At 69.8% G+C, this 17,092-nt stretch carries 17 protein-coding genes, 1 tRNA gene and 3 pseudogenes; 14 read left to right on the top strand and 7 right to left on the bottom strand.

Annotation, left to right across the window (positions count from 1 at the left end; all coding sequences use genetic code 11):
• Positions 1–77: 77 nt before the first annotated feature.
• Positions 78–515, bottom strand: a complete 438-nt coding sequence (locus tag ACH45E_RS06530) for a hypothetical protein (RefSeq protein WP_361444015.1) — start codon at positions 513–515, stop codon at positions 78–80.
• 900 nt (positions 516–1,415) lie between these two features.
• Between ACH45E_RS06530 and ACH45E_RS06535 the strand changes: the two genes are divergently transcribed.
• Genes ACH45E_RS06535 through ACH45E_RS06550 form a run of 4 tightly spaced genes read left to right on the top strand, consistent with a single transcriptional unit; the run spans position 1,416 to position 5,226 of the window.
• Complete coding sequence (locus tag ACH45E_RS06535; protein WP_399040219.1) at positions 1,416–2,036, top strand: APC family permease; 621 nt, start codon at positions 1,416–1,418, stop codon at positions 2,034–2,036.
• 28 nt (positions 2,037–2,064) lie between these two features.
• A complete protein-coding gene (locus ACH45E_RS06540) occupies positions 2,065–3,279 on the top strand; it encodes an arginine deiminase (RefSeq protein WP_361444012.1) in 1,215 nt (404 codons plus the stop codon).
• A gap of 18 nt (positions 3,280–3,297) precedes the next feature.
• Entirely contained in the window at positions 3,298–4,299 is a 1,002-nt protein-coding gene (gene argF, locus ACH45E_RS06545) for an ornithine carbamoyltransferase (protein WP_361444009.1), read from the top strand.
• A gap of 3 nt (positions 4,300–4,302) precedes the next feature.
• The gene (locus tag ACH45E_RS06550) at positions 4,303–5,226 is read left to right on the top strand and encodes a carbamate kinase (RefSeq protein WP_361444006.1); all 924 of its coding nucleotides are present in this window, start codon (positions 4,303–4,305) and stop codon (positions 5,224–5,226) included.
• A gap of 716 nt (positions 5,227–5,942) precedes the next feature.
• Here ACH45E_RS06550 and ACH45E_RS06555 read toward each other — a convergent pair.
• Positions 5,943–7,178 carry an Ig-like domain-containing protein gene (locus ACH45E_RS06555; RefSeq protein WP_361444003.1) on the bottom strand — a complete coding sequence of 412 codons (1,236 nt, stop codon included), beginning with the start codon at positions 7,176–7,178 and terminating at the stop codon, positions 5,943–5,945.
• A gap of 336 nt (positions 7,179–7,514) precedes the next feature.
• Between ACH45E_RS06555 and ACH45E_RS06560 the strand changes: the two genes are divergently transcribed.
• A complete protein-coding gene (locus tag ACH45E_RS06560) occupies positions 7,515–8,039 on the top strand; it encodes a VOC family protein (RefSeq protein WP_361444000.1) in 525 nt (174 codons plus the stop codon).
• Between the two features lie 167 nt (positions 8,040–8,206).
• Here the strand turns inward: ACH45E_RS06560 and ACH45E_RS06565 are convergent, their stop codons facing one another.
• Together ACH45E_RS06565 and ACH45E_RS06570 are read right to left on the bottom strand one after the other, a co-directional pair.
• Positions 8,207–8,893: a response regulator transcription factor gene (locus ACH45E_RS06565; RefSeq protein ID WP_361443997.1), complete on the bottom strand. Its 687-nt coding sequence runs from the start codon at positions 8,891–8,893 to the stop codon at positions 8,207–8,209.
• Positions 8,890–10,158: a histidine kinase gene (locus tag ACH45E_RS06570; protein ID WP_361443994.1), complete on the bottom strand. Its 1,269-nt coding sequence runs from the start codon at positions 10,156–10,158 to the stop codon at positions 8,890–8,892. Before ACH45E_RS06570 ends, ACH45E_RS06565 begins: the two co-directional genes overlap by 4 nt.
• A 132-nt stretch (positions 10,159–10,290) precedes the next feature.
• Here ACH45E_RS06570 and ACH45E_RS06575 point away from each other — a divergent pair, with 132 nt between their 5' ends.
• The 4 genes and pseudogenes from ACH45E_RS06575 (at position 10,291) to ACH45E_RS06590 (ending at position 12,845) form a co-directional block, all read left to right on the top strand.
• A complete protein-coding gene (locus tag ACH45E_RS06575) occupies positions 10,291–10,857 on the top strand; it encodes a methyltransferase domain-containing protein (protein ID WP_361443990.1) in 567 nt (188 codons plus the stop codon).
• A 172-nt stretch (positions 10,858–11,029) separates the two neighbouring features.
• Positions 11,030–11,913 (top strand): annotated as a pseudogene (locus ACH45E_RS06580) (hypothetical protein).
• 147 nt (positions 11,914–12,060) lie between these two features.
• Positions 12,061–12,666: pseudogene (locus ACH45E_RS06585) on the top strand (Tn3 family transposase); the annotation flags it as partial.
• A 26-nt stretch (positions 12,667–12,692) separates the two neighbouring features.
• Positions 12,693–12,845, top strand: coding sequence for a hypothetical protein (locus ACH45E_RS06590; RefSeq protein ID WP_361443987.1), 153 nt, complete (start codon positions 12,693–12,695; stop codon positions 12,843–12,845).
• A gap of 67 nt (positions 12,846–12,912) precedes the next feature.
• On the opposite strand, the gene ACH45E_RS06595 is transcribed toward ACH45E_RS06590, so the two are convergent.
• Positions 12,913–13,494, bottom strand: a complete 582-nt coding sequence (locus ACH45E_RS06595) for a TetR family transcriptional regulator (RefSeq protein ID WP_361443984.1) — start codon at positions 13,492–13,494, stop codon at positions 12,913–12,915.
• 245 nt (positions 13,495–13,739) lie between these two features.
• Between ACH45E_RS06595 and ACH45E_RS06600 the strand changes: the two genes are divergently transcribed.
• The 3 genes from ACH45E_RS06600 (at position 13,740) to ACH45E_RS06610 (ending at position 15,006) form a co-directional block, all read left to right on the top strand.
• Positions 13,740–14,090, top strand: coding sequence for an antibiotic biosynthesis monooxygenase family protein (locus ACH45E_RS06600; protein WP_361443981.1), 351 nt, complete (start codon positions 13,740–13,742; stop codon positions 14,088–14,090).
• A 69-nt stretch (positions 14,091–14,159) separates the two neighbouring features.
• A complete protein-coding gene (locus ACH45E_RS06605) occupies positions 14,160–14,339 on the top strand; it encodes a hypothetical protein (RefSeq protein WP_361443978.1) in 180 nt (59 codons plus the stop codon).
• A gap of 238 nt (positions 14,340–14,577) precedes the next feature.
• A complete protein-coding gene (locus tag ACH45E_RS06610) occupies positions 14,578–15,006 on the top strand; it encodes a DUF4267 domain-containing protein (protein ID WP_361443975.1) in 429 nt (142 codons plus the stop codon).
• Here ACH45E_RS06610 and ACH45E_RS06615 read toward each other — a convergent pair.
• On the bottom strand, positions 14,964–15,725 hold the full coding sequence (locus tag ACH45E_RS06615; RefSeq protein ID WP_399040118.1) for an IS30 family transposase: 762 nt from the start codon (positions 15,723–15,725) through the stop codon (positions 14,964–14,966). The genes ACH45E_RS06610 and ACH45E_RS06615 overlap by 43 nt on opposite strands.
• 117 nt (positions 15,726–15,842) lie before the next feature.
• A tRNA-Ser gene (locus ACH45E_RS06620) sits at positions 15,843–15,914 on the bottom strand.
• Between the two features lie 236 nt (positions 15,915–16,150).
• On the opposite strand from ACH45E_RS06620, the gene ACH45E_RS06625 reads away from it, so the two are divergent.
• On the top strand, positions 16,151–16,672 hold the full coding sequence (locus ACH45E_RS06625; RefSeq protein ID WP_361443972.1) for a hypothetical protein: 522 nt from the start codon (positions 16,151–16,153) through the stop codon (positions 16,670–16,672).
• 105 nt (positions 16,673–16,777) lie between these two features.
• Positions 16,778–17,070 (top strand): annotated as a pseudogene (locus tag ACH45E_RS06630) (IS5/IS1182 family transposase); the annotation flags it as partial.
• Between the last annotated feature and the right edge of the window lie 22 nt (positions 17,071–17,092).

Consider the following 17,092-nt stretch of genomic DNA (forward strand, 5'->3'; position numbering starts at 1 on the left):
GCTGGCAGTCAAGACCTCGCCGGAGCCTGAAGACCAGCATCCGGCGCGGCCGGTGCCCCTTGCCCGGGGTTCGCGGGTCAACTGGTCTTGTGGCCCCACGTTGGCCCGACCAGGGCCCACTCCCTGTCCCACTGGTGGATGCGCCGACGGTCGAGGTACGTCCGGCCGACGCTTCCGATGCCGAACACCACGCCGCTCAGTGCGAGGCCCGCCGAGCCTCCGAGGAATCCCGCCTCGACGGCCGCCTCGGCGGGGGTTGGCGGCTGGGGGCTCAGCTTCCCGTGGCCGTCGATCCAAATTCTCACCGTGGAGCCGGCCTTCTTCCCGGCTGCCACCAGCGTCATGCCGCTGCGCGTGGAGCCGTCCGAGGTCGTCCAGCGGACCCTTGCCGAGGCAAGGCCTCTGCCCATCCCCGAAATCGCGGCACGCGGGACATCACCGAGGAGAACGGCGCGAACGGGGATCCGGTCGGCCCGCTGCTGAGCGAAGACCCGCTCGGCTGCATGGGCCGTCATCACACCGGCCGCCGTGCCACCCACCGCGATGAGTACCCATACAGCCAGCAGGAGCCATGCCTCGAGGACGTCGTCGCGTCGCCGGATCGGGTTACTCCGCCATCGCCACAACGGCACCCTCGTTCGCCTGCGCTTCCTGTTGGGGGGGCTTGCCCTCGTGCATCCCTCCGCACCTCCTCGTCGTCACACACGAAGGTGACAGCCGCGGCCTCGCCGTGACATGGGCCGATCGGGCCGAGCCCGGGCCGGTGCCGGGCCGTTCGGCCCAGTACACGCATGGGTCGCTGGTTCTGGTGCTCTCACGCTTACAGGACATCCACACCTGTCCGACTTCATACGGGAGGAGGCCGTCATGCGAACCGAACCCCTCGGCGCCGCAACCCTGGAAGCCTGCATCCGGCTGTCCGGGCCGGGTCGGCGGCACGCTGCAGCAGGTTCCATGCGATCCAGAACCGGTCCGCACGTGCGCCTTGCAGCGCGCGCAGCATGCTCGGGGATGTTCATGGCCGGCCTCCCGGCCGGGGCGTACGAACTGACAGGCCATCCGGCCTCGAGGCAGAGAGCAGCGAAGACGGCCGCCGCCCCCGTGTCGGCGAGGGCGGCGGCCGTGGCGCGAGGATCGTTCCTCCCCACTACGAGATTCGCGCGGAAGCCCTCGCGGCTCCTGGGGCGTGGGGGACCAGGAGCGCCGGGCAGCGGACGAGTCGGGCCTTCCAGGCCTGCGGCGGCGGGACCATCGGGGTCGTCCGCGGGCCGTGTGGCCGCTGACTGAGGGGGCTGAGGAGCAGAAGGATCAGTCGCGGATCGACCCACCCGCACTGGTCTGTAAGGAGCCTGAGCCATGCCCAGAACCACAGGAGGCGGAAAGGGGCCGGCGTCCACGGCGGCGCCGCCGCGATCATCTCCGGCCTCGGCGCCCTCAACGGCTGGACCATGCTGTGCGCCGAGATGCCGTACGCGGCGGCCCGCGACGGCCTCTTCCCGCAGGCTTTCGCCCGGCTGCGCGGCGACGGCGGCGTCCCGGCCTTCGGCATCGTCGCCTCGACGGTGCTGGCCTCGCTGATCACCGTGTTCAGCTACACACGCTTCGACGACGTCTTCACCAAGATCGTGCTGCTCAGCGTGCTGACCGCCGTGATCCCCTACCTCTTCTCCGCCGCCGCCCAGCTGTACTGGCTGCTGGTGCGCGGCCGGGAGAGTCTGAGCCCCAGCGGGTTCGCCCGGGATGCCACCGTGGCCGGACTCGCCCTCGCCTTCTCGTACTGGTCGATCCAGGGAAGCGGCTACCAGACCGTCTACTACGGCCTGTTCGTCCTGCTGCTCGGCGTCCCCGTCTACGTCTGGCTGAAGCGGGGCCAGGACACCTTCGGCGAGGTTACGGCGCCGAGGACAGCCGCGGCCGTGGACGGGCCGGAACGGGCACCCGAGACGCCCCCGCCGGCCCAGCGGCTCACCCGGGGGCTCCGTACCAGCCGCGTCGGCGGATCCCGGAAGCGGAACGACCTCCCCCATCACGACTGACGAGCCCGAGCACGGAGGAACTCCCGCCATGAACGCATTCCACGTCGACTCCGAGGCCGGCCCCCTGCGCCAGGTGATCCTGCACCGCCCCGGCCTCGAGCTCTCCCGGCTCACCCCGCGCAACGTCGACGCGCTGCTCTTCGACGACATCCTGTGGGCCAAGCGCGCCCGCGAGGAGCACGACGCCTTCGCCCAGGTCCTGCGCGACCACGGCGCCCGCGTCCACTACTTCGCCGACCTGCTCGCCCAGACCCTCGACGTCCCCGAGGCCCGCGACTGGCTCCTGGACCAGGTCGTCACTCCCGGCACCGTGGGCCCGGCCCTCATCGACCCGGTGCGCGAACTGTGCGCCGATCTCGACGGGGAGACGCTCGCAGGCTACCTGGTCGGTGGCCTCCTCAAGAGCGACCTGCCCCTCGCCACCCCGCACAGCCTGGTGTGGAACGCGCTCGGCGCCGACGACTTCGCCCTCGCCCCGCTGCCCAACCACCTCTTCCCGCGCGACAACTCCTGCTGGGTGTACTACCAGTTGTCGGTCAACCCGATGGCCAAGGCCGCCCGGCGGCGCGAAAGCCTGCACGCGCGGGCCATCTACCGGTTCCACCCGATGTTCACCGGCGTCGCGCCCGCACCCCTGCTCGACGGACCCGTCGGCACCCTCGAAGGCGGGGACGTCCACGTCCTCGGCAACGGCGCGGTCATGGTGGGCATGGGGGAGCGGACCACCGCCCAGGCCGTGGAGAACCTGGCCGCACGTCTCTTCGCGGCCGGTACGGCGAGCAAGCTGATCGCCGTCCAACTGCCCTCAGCCCGTGCGTACATGCACCTCGACACCGTGCTGACCATGGTCGACCGCGACGCGTTCGTCATCTATCCCGGCCTCGCCGACTCCCTGCGCTCGTGGACACTGCGGCCCAGCTCCGAGCGCGAGACCGGTTTCGACATCACGGCGAACTCCGATCTCGCGACCGCGCTCGCCGAAGCCCTCGACCTGGACAAGGTGCGGATGCTGTCGGCCCCCCAGGACATCCGCAACGCCGAGCGCGAGCAGTGGGACGACGGCAGCAACTTCCTCGCCCTGGCACCCGGGGTGGTCGTCGGCTACGAGCGCAACGTCACCACCAACACCTATCTGCGCAAGCAGGGCATCGAGATCGTCACCATCGCCGGTGCCGAACTCGGCCGCGGCCGGGGCGGCCCCCGCTGCATGAGCTGCCCCATCGAACGCGGCCCCGCCGCCTGACCCGGTAAGGACCCCATCATGACCGTCGACCTGCGAGGCCGCTCCTACCTGAGCGAACTCGACTTCACCGCCCCCGAGATACACCACCTCCTCGATCTCGCCCACGACCTGAAGGCGGCCAGGCGTGCCGGCACCGAACAGCCACAGCTGAGGGGTAAGCACATCGCCCTGGTCTTCGAGAAGACCTCCACCCGCACCCGCTGCGCCTTCGAGGTGGCCGCCGCCGATCAGGGCGCCCGCACCACCTACCTCGGCCCCGGCGACACCCACGTCGGCCACAAGGAGTCCATCGCCGACACCGCCCGCATCCTCGGCCGCATGTTCGGCGCCATCGAGTACCGGGGTTCCGCCCAGTCGATCGTCACCGAACTCGCCACCCACGCCGGCGTCCCCGTCTTCAACGGCCTGACCGACTCAGCACACCCCACCCAGAGTCTGTGCGACATGCTCACCATGCGGGAGCACAGCACCAAGCTGCTCACGGACGTCAGCTACTGCTACCTGGGCGACGCCCGCAACAACATGGGCAACTCCCTGCTGTCGATGGGCGCACTGCTCGGCATGGACGTACGCATCGCCGCGCCCAAGGCGCTGTGGCCGGAACCCGCGCTGGTCGCAGCCTGCCGTGAAGTGGCCGGCCGCAGCGGGGCCCGCATCATCCTCACCGAGGACGTCGAGACCGCCGTACGCGGCGCCGACTTCCTGCACACGGACGTCTGGGTCTCCATGGGCGAGCCGGCCGACACCTGGCGGGAACGGATCGAGCTGTTGCTCCCGTACCAGGTCAACGACAAGACGCTGGCCCTCACCGGCAATCCGGACGTGAAGTTCATGCACTGTCTGCCGTCCCTGCACGACCACAGCACCCGGCTCGGCCAGGAGCTGTTCGAGGCCTACGGCCTGAACGGCCTCGAAGTCACCGACGAGGTCTTCTCCTCGCCCGCCTCGATCGTCTTCGACCAGGCGGAGAACCGGCTGCACACCATCAAGGCCGTGCTCGTCGCCACCCTGGAGGACTGAACCATGCGCATCGTCGTCGCCCTCGGCGGCAACGCCCTGCTGCACCGCGGCGAACGCCCCGACGCCGCCGTCCAGCAGGCCAACATTGACCGTGTCGCCACCGCCCTGGCCGCCCTCGCCCACGAGCACGAACTCGTCATCACCCACGGCAACGGTCCGCAGATCGGGCTGCTCGCCATGGAGAGCGAGGCGGACCCCGCGCTCAGCGCCCCCTACCCGCTGGACCTGCTCGGTGCCCAGACCGAGGGCATGATCGGGTCCTTGCTGGCCCGCACCCTGCACGACGCCCTGCCCGGGCACCGGATCGCCGCCCTCGTCACGCACGCCCTCGTGCGGGCCGACGATCCCGCCTTCGAACGGCCGACGAAGTTCGTCGGCCAGGTGTACTCCGCGCCGGTGGCCAAGGCACTGGCCCGCAAGCGGGGCTGGCGCATCGCCAGGGACACCACCGGCTGGCGGCGCGTCGTCGCCTCACCCGCGCCCGAACGCATCCTGGAGACCGACACCATCCACGAACTGCTGAACAGCGGGACCCTGGTGATCTGCGCCGGCGGGGGCGGGATACCTGTCACCGCCGACCGCGACACCGGCGCACTGACCGGGGTGGAGGCCGTCATCGACAAGGACCTCACCGCGGCTCTGCTCTCCGAGGACCTCAAGGCCGACTTCCTGCTCATCCTCACCGACGTCCCCTATGTCTACGAGGGCTACGGCACCTCCGACCAGCACCCGCTGCTCGACGCCACCCCCCGGGAACTCCGGCACGGCGGTTTCCCGGCCGGCTCCATGGGCCCCAAGGCCGAGGCGGCTGCCCGGTTCGTCGAACACACCGGCGGCCTGGCCGCGATCGGAGCCCTGGACGCGGCCTACGAAATCGTCCACGGCAGGTCGGGCACACTGATCCGGCCGGACCTCACGGTCGGCTGACAGCAGCGGGACGCCCCCGCTCGGCACGTCTCGGCTCGCACGCCGCGCGGGCTTACGCCCTCCCTTTTCGCGACCGCGTCCGGCAAGGGCTGGATCGACGGAGGGTCGCCGACGCCGTCGCGCTGATCGCCGTGGCGGCAGCGGGCGCGGCTGCCGATCGTCCGTGACCACACCTGACTGCGCCGACCCGCACGCGGGGCCCATCGTCTCCGCTGAAGAACCACCGGCCCCTGCCCCGCAGAACCCCTGGACACGACGCTGGAATCGGGCCTCCCCGAGTCCCCTCGGGGCCTCGATTCAGGAGGTGGGGAACATGCCCGGGCCGAGGAGTGGCAGGGGTTCTTGTCCGCCGTGCTGGCGGTGTGGCGCGAGAAGTACCCGAGACCGAGGTTCTGGAGACCGTTGTGGAGGGCAGGGCCGCCACCGCCCTCGTCCGGGCCGCCTCCGCGGCGAGTCTCCTGGTCGTCGGCCGGCGCCTGTCCGAGCGCCCGACGGACGTACGTGTACACCTTCGCCGGGGCAGCCGGGACATGGCCGACCTGCTCGGCGGCAAGGGAGCCGACCGGGCCGAGACGACCCGGCCGGGGCTGCCCGTGTCGCGACGGGCCCTTGATCGAGGCGAACCGGCCGGCTGGCGGCCTGCTCCGGGACGGGTCCGCTCGGCGTGGCCTCAACGCTCGGCCGGAAACCACCGGGCGCGGGAAAGCGACGCGGCGTCAGCGGGTCGCGCTGCCCGCGACCCACTCGCTCCACGGCATGTTCCAGTCGCTGAGGCCGTTGTCCGGGGCCAACGCTGTCTTGTCCTCGGAGTTCTTGACGATCACGACGTCACCGATCAGCGAGTTGTCGAAGAACCACGCGGCGGGCTGCCTGTCGTCGCCGCCGCCCCTGACGTCCTTCAGGCCCACGCAGCCGTGACTGGTGTTGACGTGGCCGAAGACCGAGTCGGCACCCCAGTAGTTGCCGTGGATGAACGTGCCTGAGTCGGACAGACGCATGGCGTGCGGTACGGCCTTGATGTCGTACGCGGGCTTGCTGTCCTTCATGAGGCCGACGCTCGCACCGTTCATATGGATGTGCCTGAACTTCTCGGAGATGACCATCTGACCGTTGTACGTCGGGTGCTCAGGGCTGCCCGACGAGATCGGGATGGTCCTGATCGTCTTGCCGTCCCGTACGACGGCCATCGTCTTCGTCCTGGCGTCGACCGTGCTGATCTGGCTCCGGCCGACCTTGAACGTGACCGTCTTCTGGACGCCCTGGAGGTTGAGCGTGACGGTGACGGTGGAGCCGGGCTTCCAGTAGCTCTTGGGTCGGAAGTCCAGGCGGTTGTCGTTGAACCAGTGACCGACGCTCCGCTGGCCACTGCTGGAGCTGACCTGGATGCTCGACTCCACGGCGGCCTTGTTGACGATCGCCTTGCCGAAGGTGACCGTCACCGGCATGCCCACGCCGACGGTCGAGCCGTCCTCGGGGGAGAGATGCCCGATGACGTCGCCGGCCGGGGAAACCGTGGTGATGGTGGCGTTCCCGGTGGCGGAGCGACCCTTGGCGTCCTCGGCCTCTGCGGCGATCTGGTACTTGGTGGCCCGCTCCAGGTGACCGTTCGGCTTCCACGACGTGCCGTCCGGGGACAGGGTGCCCGGGATCTCGTCGCCGGTGGCGACGGCTGTCATGGTCACCTGGGTGAGCTTGCCGTTGCTGACGGTGACCTGGACCGGGTCGTTGACCCCGACGTTGTAGGCACCTTGCTGGGGGCTGATGTCTATTCGGGCGTCGGAAGCATCCTGGGCTGCCTTCTGATCCGCCCGCGCCTGCGATGCCGGGTGATCCACGACATTGTTGCCGCCGTCGGCAGCGTTACTGGTGCCGCCGACGGTGACGGCGAGTACGCCGCCGAGTACGCCGGCCGCAGCCGCTATGCCGGTGCGTCGTTTACGTGCCGTGATCAAACGCTTCTCCCATGCCGCTGTCTTGAGTCCTGGAGCTGGTTGCCGGAGTGGTGCGACGAACCCTAAGAGCTACTTATATCCATTTATCTGCTGCAAAATGGATAATTATGACGGATGTCACGGGCGGTTCCTGGGTGTGGTGAGGCCGCACTGCTGGCCCTCCCACGAGACTGCGACGGGGGCGCACGGCGCCGCGCCGGAGCGATCAGGCACCGCCGCAGCCCGGGAGTGGGATGAGAATCCCGTCCTGACTCCGGGTTCATCTAGGAACAAGGCTGTCCTAGTTGTTCCCTAGTGTCGTCACATCACGAAGGACCACAGGAGGGGACGACACCGATGGGTCAGACTGCACCCGAGGGCTACACCAGCGTTGCACCGTGGGTGGTCACCGACGACACCGGCGCACTGCTCGACTTCATCACCGGCGCGTTCGACGGCGAGGAGATTGCACGGGTGCCGGTCGAGGACGGCACCATCGGCCACGGCGAGATCCGAGTCGGCGACACGGTCGTGCTGGCCTTCGACCGCCGCCCCGACTGGCCGGTGATGCCCTCGCTGCTGCGGGTCTACGTCCCGGACGCGGACGCCGCCATGGCCGCCGCTGTTGCGCACGGGGCACAAGTGGTCACCGAGGCTGCTGATAGTGCGTGGGGGGATCGTGGCGGCAGGGTGCGGGACCCGTTCGGCAACATCTGGTGGGTGATGAGCCGGGTCGAGCACATCGCACCGGACCTGGCCTGGCAGCGAATGTCCGAGCCGAAGTACGCCGAGGCGATGCGCACGGCCCAGGAGACCCTGGACGCCTCGCTCAGCGGTCGGGAGACAGGGGTGGCCAGTGCCCCGCAGCGCCCAAGCCACTGAGATCAACTTCCGACCTGACTGCAGACGACGGGAGCTACAGACGCAACCAGTGACCGAACTCGGGAGCGGGGGCGCGCCCGGGTGGTACCGCTGGCCGCCCCGCCCTCGTCGTACACCGCGGCGCGCCGAGGGCGATGCGGGCAGTCCGGCGGGGCGCCCGTCGCTGTTCAGTCCCCGGCCCGTATCAGTCCGCTCTCGTAGGCGAAGATCACCGCGTGGATACGGTCGCGGAGACCGAGTTTGGTCAGGATGCGACCGAGGTGGGTCTTGACGGTCGTCTCGCCCACGAAAAGGCGGTCGGCGATCTCTCCGTTGGTCAGCCCCCCGGCGACCAGGGCAAGGACTTCCCGTTCCCGGTCGGTGAGCGCGGCCAGGCGGCTGCGCTGGGCGGGCACGGACGCGGGGGCTTGCCGGACGAAGCGGTCGACCAGACGCCGGGTGAGTGAGGGCGCCACCATGACCTCGCCCCGCAGCACCACCCGGACGGTCACCAGGATCTCCTCGGCGGGGGCGTCCTTGACCAGGAAGCCGTTCGCGCCGGCGCGCAGGGCCGCGTAGGCGTACTCGTCAAGGTCGAAGGTCGTGACGACAAGGATCCGGGGTCCGTTCGGCTGCGCGCAGAGGTGTTCGGTCGCGGCGAGTCCGTCCAGGCCAGGCATGCGTACGTCCATCAGGACGAGGTCCGGCTCCAGGGCGGCCACGCCTGCGATCGCCGCATCCCCGTCGGCGGCCTCGCCCACCACGGTGAGGTCGGGCTGGCTGTCGATGACCATGCGCAGTCCCATCCGGATGAGCTCCTGGTCGTCGCAGATCAGCACCCTCGACGACGACGGGGTGGGGGTCGGGCCGGTCATGGGGTTGCCGTGGCGGGCTCGGGTTCGGTGGGGCGCAGGGTCGCGGTGACCCGGTAGCCCCCGTCGGGTGTGGGCCCGGCGTCGACGCTCCCGCCGTACAGGGCGGTGCGTTCGCGCATGCCGGTGAGTCCGTGACCGCGGGAAAGCAGTGGGCTGGGGTGCTCCGGGGCGGCTCCCGCTCCGGCTGAGTTCTCCACCCGGACGCGGACCAGCCGCCCCGGCCCCTCGGTGCCCGTGTCCAGCCGTACATGGATCGTGGCGTCCGGAGGCGCGTGCTTGACGACGTTGGTGAGCGCCTCCTGCACGATGCGGTAGGTCTGCGCGGTGAGATCCGCCGGAAGACCGCCCCGCTCTCCACGAAGATCCAGCCGGGCGCGCGTGCCGCTCGTGTTGAGGCGCCCGACCAGCCGCCGAAGATCGGCCGAAAGGGACTCACCGGCCCCACCGTGATCTGGCCCCGGGCCGGGGCCGCCGGCTGGGGCGTCCGCCTCGGGGGTGCGCAGCACCTCAAGCAGCCGGCGCAGTTCGTCCAGGGCCTCGCGGCCGGTCGCGCTGATGACGTCGAGGGTGCGGTCGACGACCGTGGGGTCGGCGTGCCGCATCAGCCGGCCGCCCTCGGCGTTCAGCACCATCACGCTCACGCTGTGCGCGAGGACGTCGTGGATCTCGCGGGCGATGCGGGCCCGCTCCTCGGCGACGGCGATCCGGGCCAGGGCGAGGCGCTCCGACTCGGCGAGCGCGGCCCGTCGCTCGAACTCGGCGACATAGGCGCGGCGGGCACGGACGTACTCGCCGAACACCCAGGCCCCGGCCAGCAGGAGTCCCACGGCGAGCGGAGTGAGCCAGGCACCGCGGGCACCCGGACCCCCGTAGTCCCGCTGCCAGGCGGGAACCCACAGCAGAACGCAGGCTGCGGCACAGACCACCGTCGCCGCGGCGGCCCTGCGCAGGCCACGCACCGTGAGGGTGGCCAGGACCGCGGCCAGGGCGACGGCGCCGCGTCCCGGTTCCTGTCCCCACACCTGTCCGAGGTACTGCGCCCAGAACGCGGCCGTCACCAGGGCCGCGACGAGGACCGGCCGGCGGCGACGCCACAGCAGGGGCAGCACCAGGGCGGCGTAGACGCCCGCCTGTACCCAGACGGGCCGCCAGCCCGGCTGCGGGCGGATCACCGGGGGCACGGCCACCAGCACGAGCAGCAGGACGTCCGTCAGCCACGGATGTTCGCGCCGCAGGCGGGGCAGGGTCTCGATCAGCCGTTGCACCGTCTCACGCTACGGCCGGGGCCCGCTCCCCGGCATCGTCCTGGCGGGCGTCACCAGGTCCTCCCGCAGTCGTACGGACACCGGCCGGGGGTACGACGTGCGGCCACCCGGGGCGCTTCCACCATGGCCGCCATGTCGATCACCTCCGAGTTCCTCAGACGGCCCCTCATGACCGGTGCCGTGGCGGCCAGTTCACGGCGGCTGGCGTACGCGATGACCGAGGGCATCGGCCTGGAGGGGGCCCGGCTCGTCGCCGAGCTCGGCCCGGGGACCGGGGTGTTCACCGACGCGATCCTCGCCCGGCTCGCACCCGACGCACGGCTCGTCGCGGTCGAGCTCAACCCGGTGCTCGCGGCCCGGCTGTCGGTCACCCGGCGCGACAGCCGGCTGACCGTGGTCCAGGGTTCGGCCGCCGGGCTGGCCGCCGCGGTAGACGGGTCGGTCGATGCGGTGGTCTCCGGGCTGCCGTGGACGGTCATGCCGCAGGACCGGCGCGGGCACATCCTGGACGTCGTGACCGAAGTCCTCGCGCCCGGTGGCCGGTTCACCACCTTCGCCTATCTGCACGCGGCCTGGACTCCGCCCGCCCGCCACTTCACCGCCGAACTCGCCTGCCGCTTCGACCGGCTGGAGCGCTCGAAGGCTGTGTGGGCGAACCTCCCGCCCGCCTTCGTACACCGGGCCACCCAGAGGCCATGACCTCAGGCAGGCCCGCGAAGCGAGGACCAGCGCCAGGGGGCCCTTGTGGCCCAGCACCGCATGCAAGACCAGCGCCCAAAGTGCCACCTGGACTCACCGAGCGCCAGCTGAAACGCTCAGCCGCACCGCGTACCTCAGCAAGATCGTGTGACGAGTTCCAAGGAGATCCGCGATGCCCGACCGCCGCCAGGTTCTGTTCGTGACCGACCTCGCCTACCAAGCGCGGGGGCGGCGCTACTGCGACGAGGACATCTTCCTGACCTCCCGGCTGCGGGAGCCTTCGACATCGCCCTGTGCCATCCGCTGGATGCCGCCTCGCTGATGGACGCCTTCGACGGGGTCGTGGTCCGTAACAGCGGACCTGTACTGCACTACCAGAAGGAGTACGACGCCTTCCGGGACCAGGTCATGGCCCACGGGACCCGGATTTACAACCCGTTGTCCGGCCGGGGTGACATGGCGGGCAAGCAGTACCTGCTGGACCTGACCGCCGCCGGATACCCGGTCATCCCCACCATCGACCGGCCCGGGGACTTGGACCTGCTGCCCGAGGCCGGCCAGTATGCGGTCAAGCCGAAGGCGGGCGCGGACTCCATCGGCCTGACCTTCGTACCCCGGAAGCAACTGGGCGACCTCGCCTACGGCGACGTTCTGGTCCAGCCGCGCGTCGACTTCCGCTACGAAGTGTCCTTCTATCACGTCGACGACACTTTCCAGTACGCCCTCAACGCCCCCGACCCCGAGCGGCGCTGGGTTCTCGAACCCTACGAGCCCACCGACGCCGACCTCGCCTTCGCACGGCGCTTCATCGACTGGAACACGATCGACCACGGCATCCAGCGGGTAGACGCCTGCCGCACCCAGGAAGGCGAACTGCTCCTCGTCGAGCTGGAGGACCTCAACCCGTACCTGTCCCTGAGCCTGGTCCCCGAGCAGACCCGTGACGCCTTCGTGGAAAGCATGACGTCCTCCCTGCACCGGTTCCTGGACACTCCTCCCACCGGACAGCGGCTGCGGCACCCGCAGATGCCGGCACAGCGTGCCCAGCGCGCATGAGCCCGGGATCACGGGGTAGGCGGATGCCGCTCCGGGCGGGGGAGGACGGGGACCTGGGGAGGTCGAACGCGTCCTTCCCCGGACCGGAGCAGGGGCATGTCCTTGCCCATTGGTCTTGTCCCACGGTCTGTGTCAGCCGGCTGCGGCGTGTTCGGGCTGCTCACGATGCTGGGCTACAGCTTCTCGCCGAGGACCTGGGCGACCAGCGGTTCTGGCGGGCGGAGATGCCCGGTGCGGAGACCGGCGAGTACGGGCCGCTGGCGGACCTGGCCCGCAACAAGGTGAACCGGCCGAGTACGGGCGGATCGCCAAGACCCTGTACCTGCTCAGGGTCGTCGATCCGGTCGACGAAATCTGCCGGCGCCAGACGAACCGGCAGCTCACCGTCCAGGAGTCGCGGCACACGCTCGCCCGCGACATCTGCCACGGCAAGCGCGGACAGATCATGCAGGCATAGAGGACGGGGCAGGAGGACCAACTCGGGGCGCTCGGCCTGGTCCTCAATGCCGCCGTGCTCTGGACAACCCGCTACCTCGATGCCGCCGTCGACCACCTGCGGGCCCTGCCGCCCGGGGAGCGGGAGCATGACGTCCTCAACGAGGACGTGGCCCGGGCCTCCCCGCTGAAGCACGCCCACCTCAACTGCCTGGGCCGATACGGCTTCGCCGCCCGCCCGCCACGTGGGGCCTGCGCCCACTGCGTGACCCGGCGACCGTCCACCTCGACGAGGACGACGAGGGCACCGGCGAATGACGCGGCGTCAAGGCGCGCATCGGGTCGTGATCAATGAGCATCGCAGCTTCCGGGGCGGATGCCCGTCTGGGGTACGGGGCCCGGCGATCTGCGGCTGCGCCGTGTGGACCTCCGGCCGCGTGCCCGCCGGCCTCATGCTGCTCGGCGGCACGTCCCACAAGCCGCAGAAGCAGGGCTGATCCTTTCGGTCTCCCTTTGAGGGCATCCGCCGTGACCGAGGTCGCGGTGGATGCCTGGACGCGTTCTTCAGGGCGTGGGTGCGGTGAGATACCGCTGGACCGTGGGGCCGAGCCAGTCCACGATCTCGTCGCGGCCGAGCGCCACGCTCGCCGGGAACCGCAGCACGTAGCGCGTCAGCGCGAGCCCCAGCACGGTCGAGACGCACAGTGCAGCCCGCGCCTGCGCCTGCTCCGGCTCGTGGCCCAGTCGGCGGGCCAGTGGGATCATCTGCTCGCGCAGCACGCTCTGCATGCGATCGGCGGCGGCCGGGTCGGTGGCGCCGACCCGCATCAGCGCGGTGAGCTCCCCGTTCTCCTCCCACAGGGTGAGGAAGTGGCGCACAAGCGTACGGCCGATCTCCTCGCGTGGTTCGAGGGACAGGCCCGGCAACCCGGGATCGATCGCGACGGCCGCCGCGAACAGGCCCGCCTTGTTGCCGTAGTAGCGCATCACCATCGACGGGTCGATCTTCGCGTCGCGCGCGATGGCCCGGATGGTCGCCTTCTCGTAGCCGTCCGCCACGAACCGCTCGCGGGCCGCGTCGAGGATCGTGGCGCGGGTGGCGTCGGAACGCCGTGCGGCCTGCTGGTTCTCCGTGGTGCCGGTCATGCCAACAACGTAGACCAACGGGTGTTGACAGTCCAGAGCTGCGGCTCTATGTTTGCCAACAATGTTGGCCAACGATGTTGACCAACAAGCGTTGGCAAGGTTGCAGTCGCTGGAGGCCTTGGTGTCGCCCGCGATGCCCTTGAGTGACCGTCAGATCCCCTCGATAGCGAGCGTCGCCGGACCCAGTACGGCGGTGGCCGGCCTCAGTGCCGCGGGGCAACCGACAGCGAGAGGAAGTACCGAAAATGGCCAAGCTGCAGAGTCTCGACCCGAATACGCCGATGTTCGCGCAGTTCAAGGAGAAGACCGGACCCATCGTCCTGGCCAACACCTTCGTCGTCCCGAAGGAGGAAACTGAAGCGTTCCTGGCCCTCTTTCGGAGGCAGGCGGAGTTCATGAAGGCTCAGCCGGGATTCGTCTCCCTGCAGATGCACAAGGGAACGGCGGACAGCCAGCTTCTGATGAACGTCGCGGTCTGGGAGTCGACCGAGGCGCTCGCCACGGCGTTCGGCAGCCCGGAGTTCCAGCGCATGGCGGCCGAGTTCAGCGACGACATCGCGTCGTACCCCCACATATTCGAGCAGATCAACGTATGACACGGCAGCTGCAGCCAGAGAGGGCAGCCGGAGAAGCCCTGCCCTCCCCCCCCCGGCAGTCACGCATCCATGCACCATGCGCAGTTCCTGGCCGACATCCTCGGCCTGAGTGTCGACGGCGATCCTGCATGCCAAGAGATCGGGCAGATCTATCGCAGTAAGCACACCATGGGCCGCAGGGGCGCCTACTTCCGCGACCCCGACGGACATCTCATGGAAATCCTCACCCCGGGCGGCGCCGGGGCGTGAGGCCGATGGTGGCCCAGCGGATCACGGCTTCACTGGTGGTGGCGGGATCGCGGCAAAACCGGCATCGGCGAAGACGAACCGGCAGGCCGGCACGGTCAGTGACCGAGTAAGGCGATCTTTCCCCCCACCGGCGCCGGTCCGCGTCATCTGGCACGTCATCGACCACCCCCGCTATGCCTGCCGCATCCGCCGCTGAACCCCTGCCCCACCCCAGGCTGAACGTCAAAGGAGAAGAACGATGTCGCTGAAGAACGTCAACACCGTCCTGGCCACCGTCTGCGCCCTGTTCGTCCTCTACCTCGGGTTGTCCTTCATCCTGGCCCCGGAGGCGTCCACTCAAGGCGTTGGCCTGCCGACCTGGCCCGCCGGCAACGGCGACGGCTTCCTCATCATGAAGGGCACCCGCGAATTCTCGATGGGCCTGGTCATCGGCATCCTCCTGCTGACGGGCCACCGCCGCGGCCTGGGCTGGGTCCTGCTGATGGAGGCCGTCGCCCCGTTCGGCGACATGATCAACGTCTTGGCCCACCACGGCCCCCTCGCCGCCGCGTTCGGCATCCACGGCCTGACCTCGGCGCTGATCGCGATCACCGGCCTGCTGACCCTCCGGGAGACCAGTAAGGCTCACAAGGCCACCGCCCCGGCGCCCGCCGCGCAGCCCGCCTGACAGCTGTATGCCCCCCGAGGGGTGGCTCGGCCACATGGCCAGTTGACGGTGGTTGAGTGCGTGAGCGATGGCGTCCAGGTCGGCTTGGCTGAACGTGCGGAGGTCGGCGCCCTTGGTGAGGTACTGCCGAAGCAGCCGGTCGGTGTTCTCGTTGGTGCCGCGTTGCCACGGGCTCCGCGGCTTGCAGAGGTAGATCGGCATCCTGGTCTCGGTGGTGATGGTTGCTCGGCGATCTCCCGGCCGCGGTCCCAGGTGAGCGTCCGCCGCAGGTGGGGCGGGATGCCGAGGAGGCGCCTGGTGAGGTGCGGGGTGACCTGCTCGGCCTTGATGCCGTCCGGCAGCGCAACGATGGCCGTGTAGCGGCTGATGCGCTCGACGAGCGAGGCGACCGCCGAGGGCCTGGTGCCCATGACGAGGTCGCCCTCCCCATGGCCGGGGACTTTTCGGTCCTCGGCCTCGGCGGGGCGGGCGGTGATGGACACCAGGCCGCGGATGATGCCCCGTCCGGTAGGCCGACGGGCGATCTTCGGGCGGCGCATGGGCCGGCCTGAGCGCAGGCTCTGAGTGAGGCTGCGGTCGATTCCACCCGGTCCACCGGCCCCGAGCCTGCGGTAGGCGTAACGGACGCCGTCCACCTCGACGAACTGCGTGGGCGCGGTGTGGTGGGTCACTGGGGCCACGCTCGTCAGGCAGCCGGCCGAGCAGAGCACCGAATCCATGACGCGACGAAGCCGCTCGCCTGCATCCCCCGTGGCGAGCGGCTTGTGCGTAGGCGTGCAGAGATCGAGGTCGGCGGCGGCGACGTACGCGTCCTAGGCCGCTGGACGACACCGGCATGGCGCCGGCGGCGGGATTCGAACCCGCGTCCCGCTCTTGACAGGAGAAGTAGCCGCTGCCTGCGCACCTGCACGTCTAGGAAGGTAGCGCAGGCCGCGCTGTGGGTGCACGCGACTTTGTCCCGACGGGAGCCCCACGACAGGGTGGTGGCGGCCCCGTTCCACCTCGGCGGACAGGTGTCGCCCTACTCGGTGTGCTGTCTGGGGAGATTGGTCAGGGGCCAGCGGTGGGTGGTCTCGGCGCGGGCGGTACAAGGTTCGTCCTCCCACCTGGTGCCGCCGTCACGGGGTGGCCCAAGCTGGCCTGCATGGATTGGTTGCCACTGCTCTCCACTCTGGCCGGGGCCGGGATCGGCATCGTCGCTACTCTCATCGCCGATCGGAATCGGTGGAAGCGCGAGGATGTCAAAGAAGCCCTTCGGCTGCGGCTCGACATCTACACGCAATACACCACCACCGTGAAGGTCCTCGGCGAGACCCTGCGAGCCTTGGCCGAGCGAGAATACCCTTCCGATGACGAGCGGGCGCTTGTGCTGCGCGAAGCCTTTCGGGATTCAGAGATAGCCATCGCATCAGAACGCATGTGGCTCATCGCGCCCCAATCCGTCGTCAAGGCATCCAACAGCGTGTTCCACTGTCTGCGCCGCATCTGCTCCGGCTACATCGACGGCACTGTTGTCAGCAGCCCAGAGGATCGCGCCCGCTGGGAGGCACGCGGCAAGGCGGCCGCCAAGATGCGCAAGCTCATGCGTGAAGATCTCGGCGTCGGCCCACTCACCGAACGCCACAGCCCTCTCCTCAACGACTACGACAACCCCGCCGCGCAGTGATCGGCACGGTGGCACCAACCTCGCTCGCTCGCCTCTTGGCCGGTCGCCGCCACGAGCGGTGCCTGCTTCGATGTGCGGTGCCTTGCCGTATGGGGCGAGCGATCACTGCGGCATCGACGCTGTCGCGCTGTTCTGAGGGCAAGGCCCCAGATGCGATCAATGGCGCCCAGAGTCGATCCGAAGGGGACGGCGGTGGTCACCGCGTATGGGCGGACGAACCTGACGCTGCGGTAGCCCGGCCCGCTGTTCGGTGTGTCCAAGTCGGCTGCCGCGCGGATCATCGGGCATCCCACCACCAGGTCGTCATCGACGCCGATACCCGGCTCGTCGTCGCCGTCGGCCGGCCCCTACCCGACCGGAACGACTCCAAAGCATCGGAACTGTCCGGAGCCAATGCCGATGCAGCACCATGCGCTGGTC

The organism is Streptomyces sp. NPDC020299 (assembly GCF_044387825.1).
Lineage (GTDB): Bacteria > Actinomycetota > Actinomycetes > Streptomycetales > Streptomycetaceae > Streptomyces.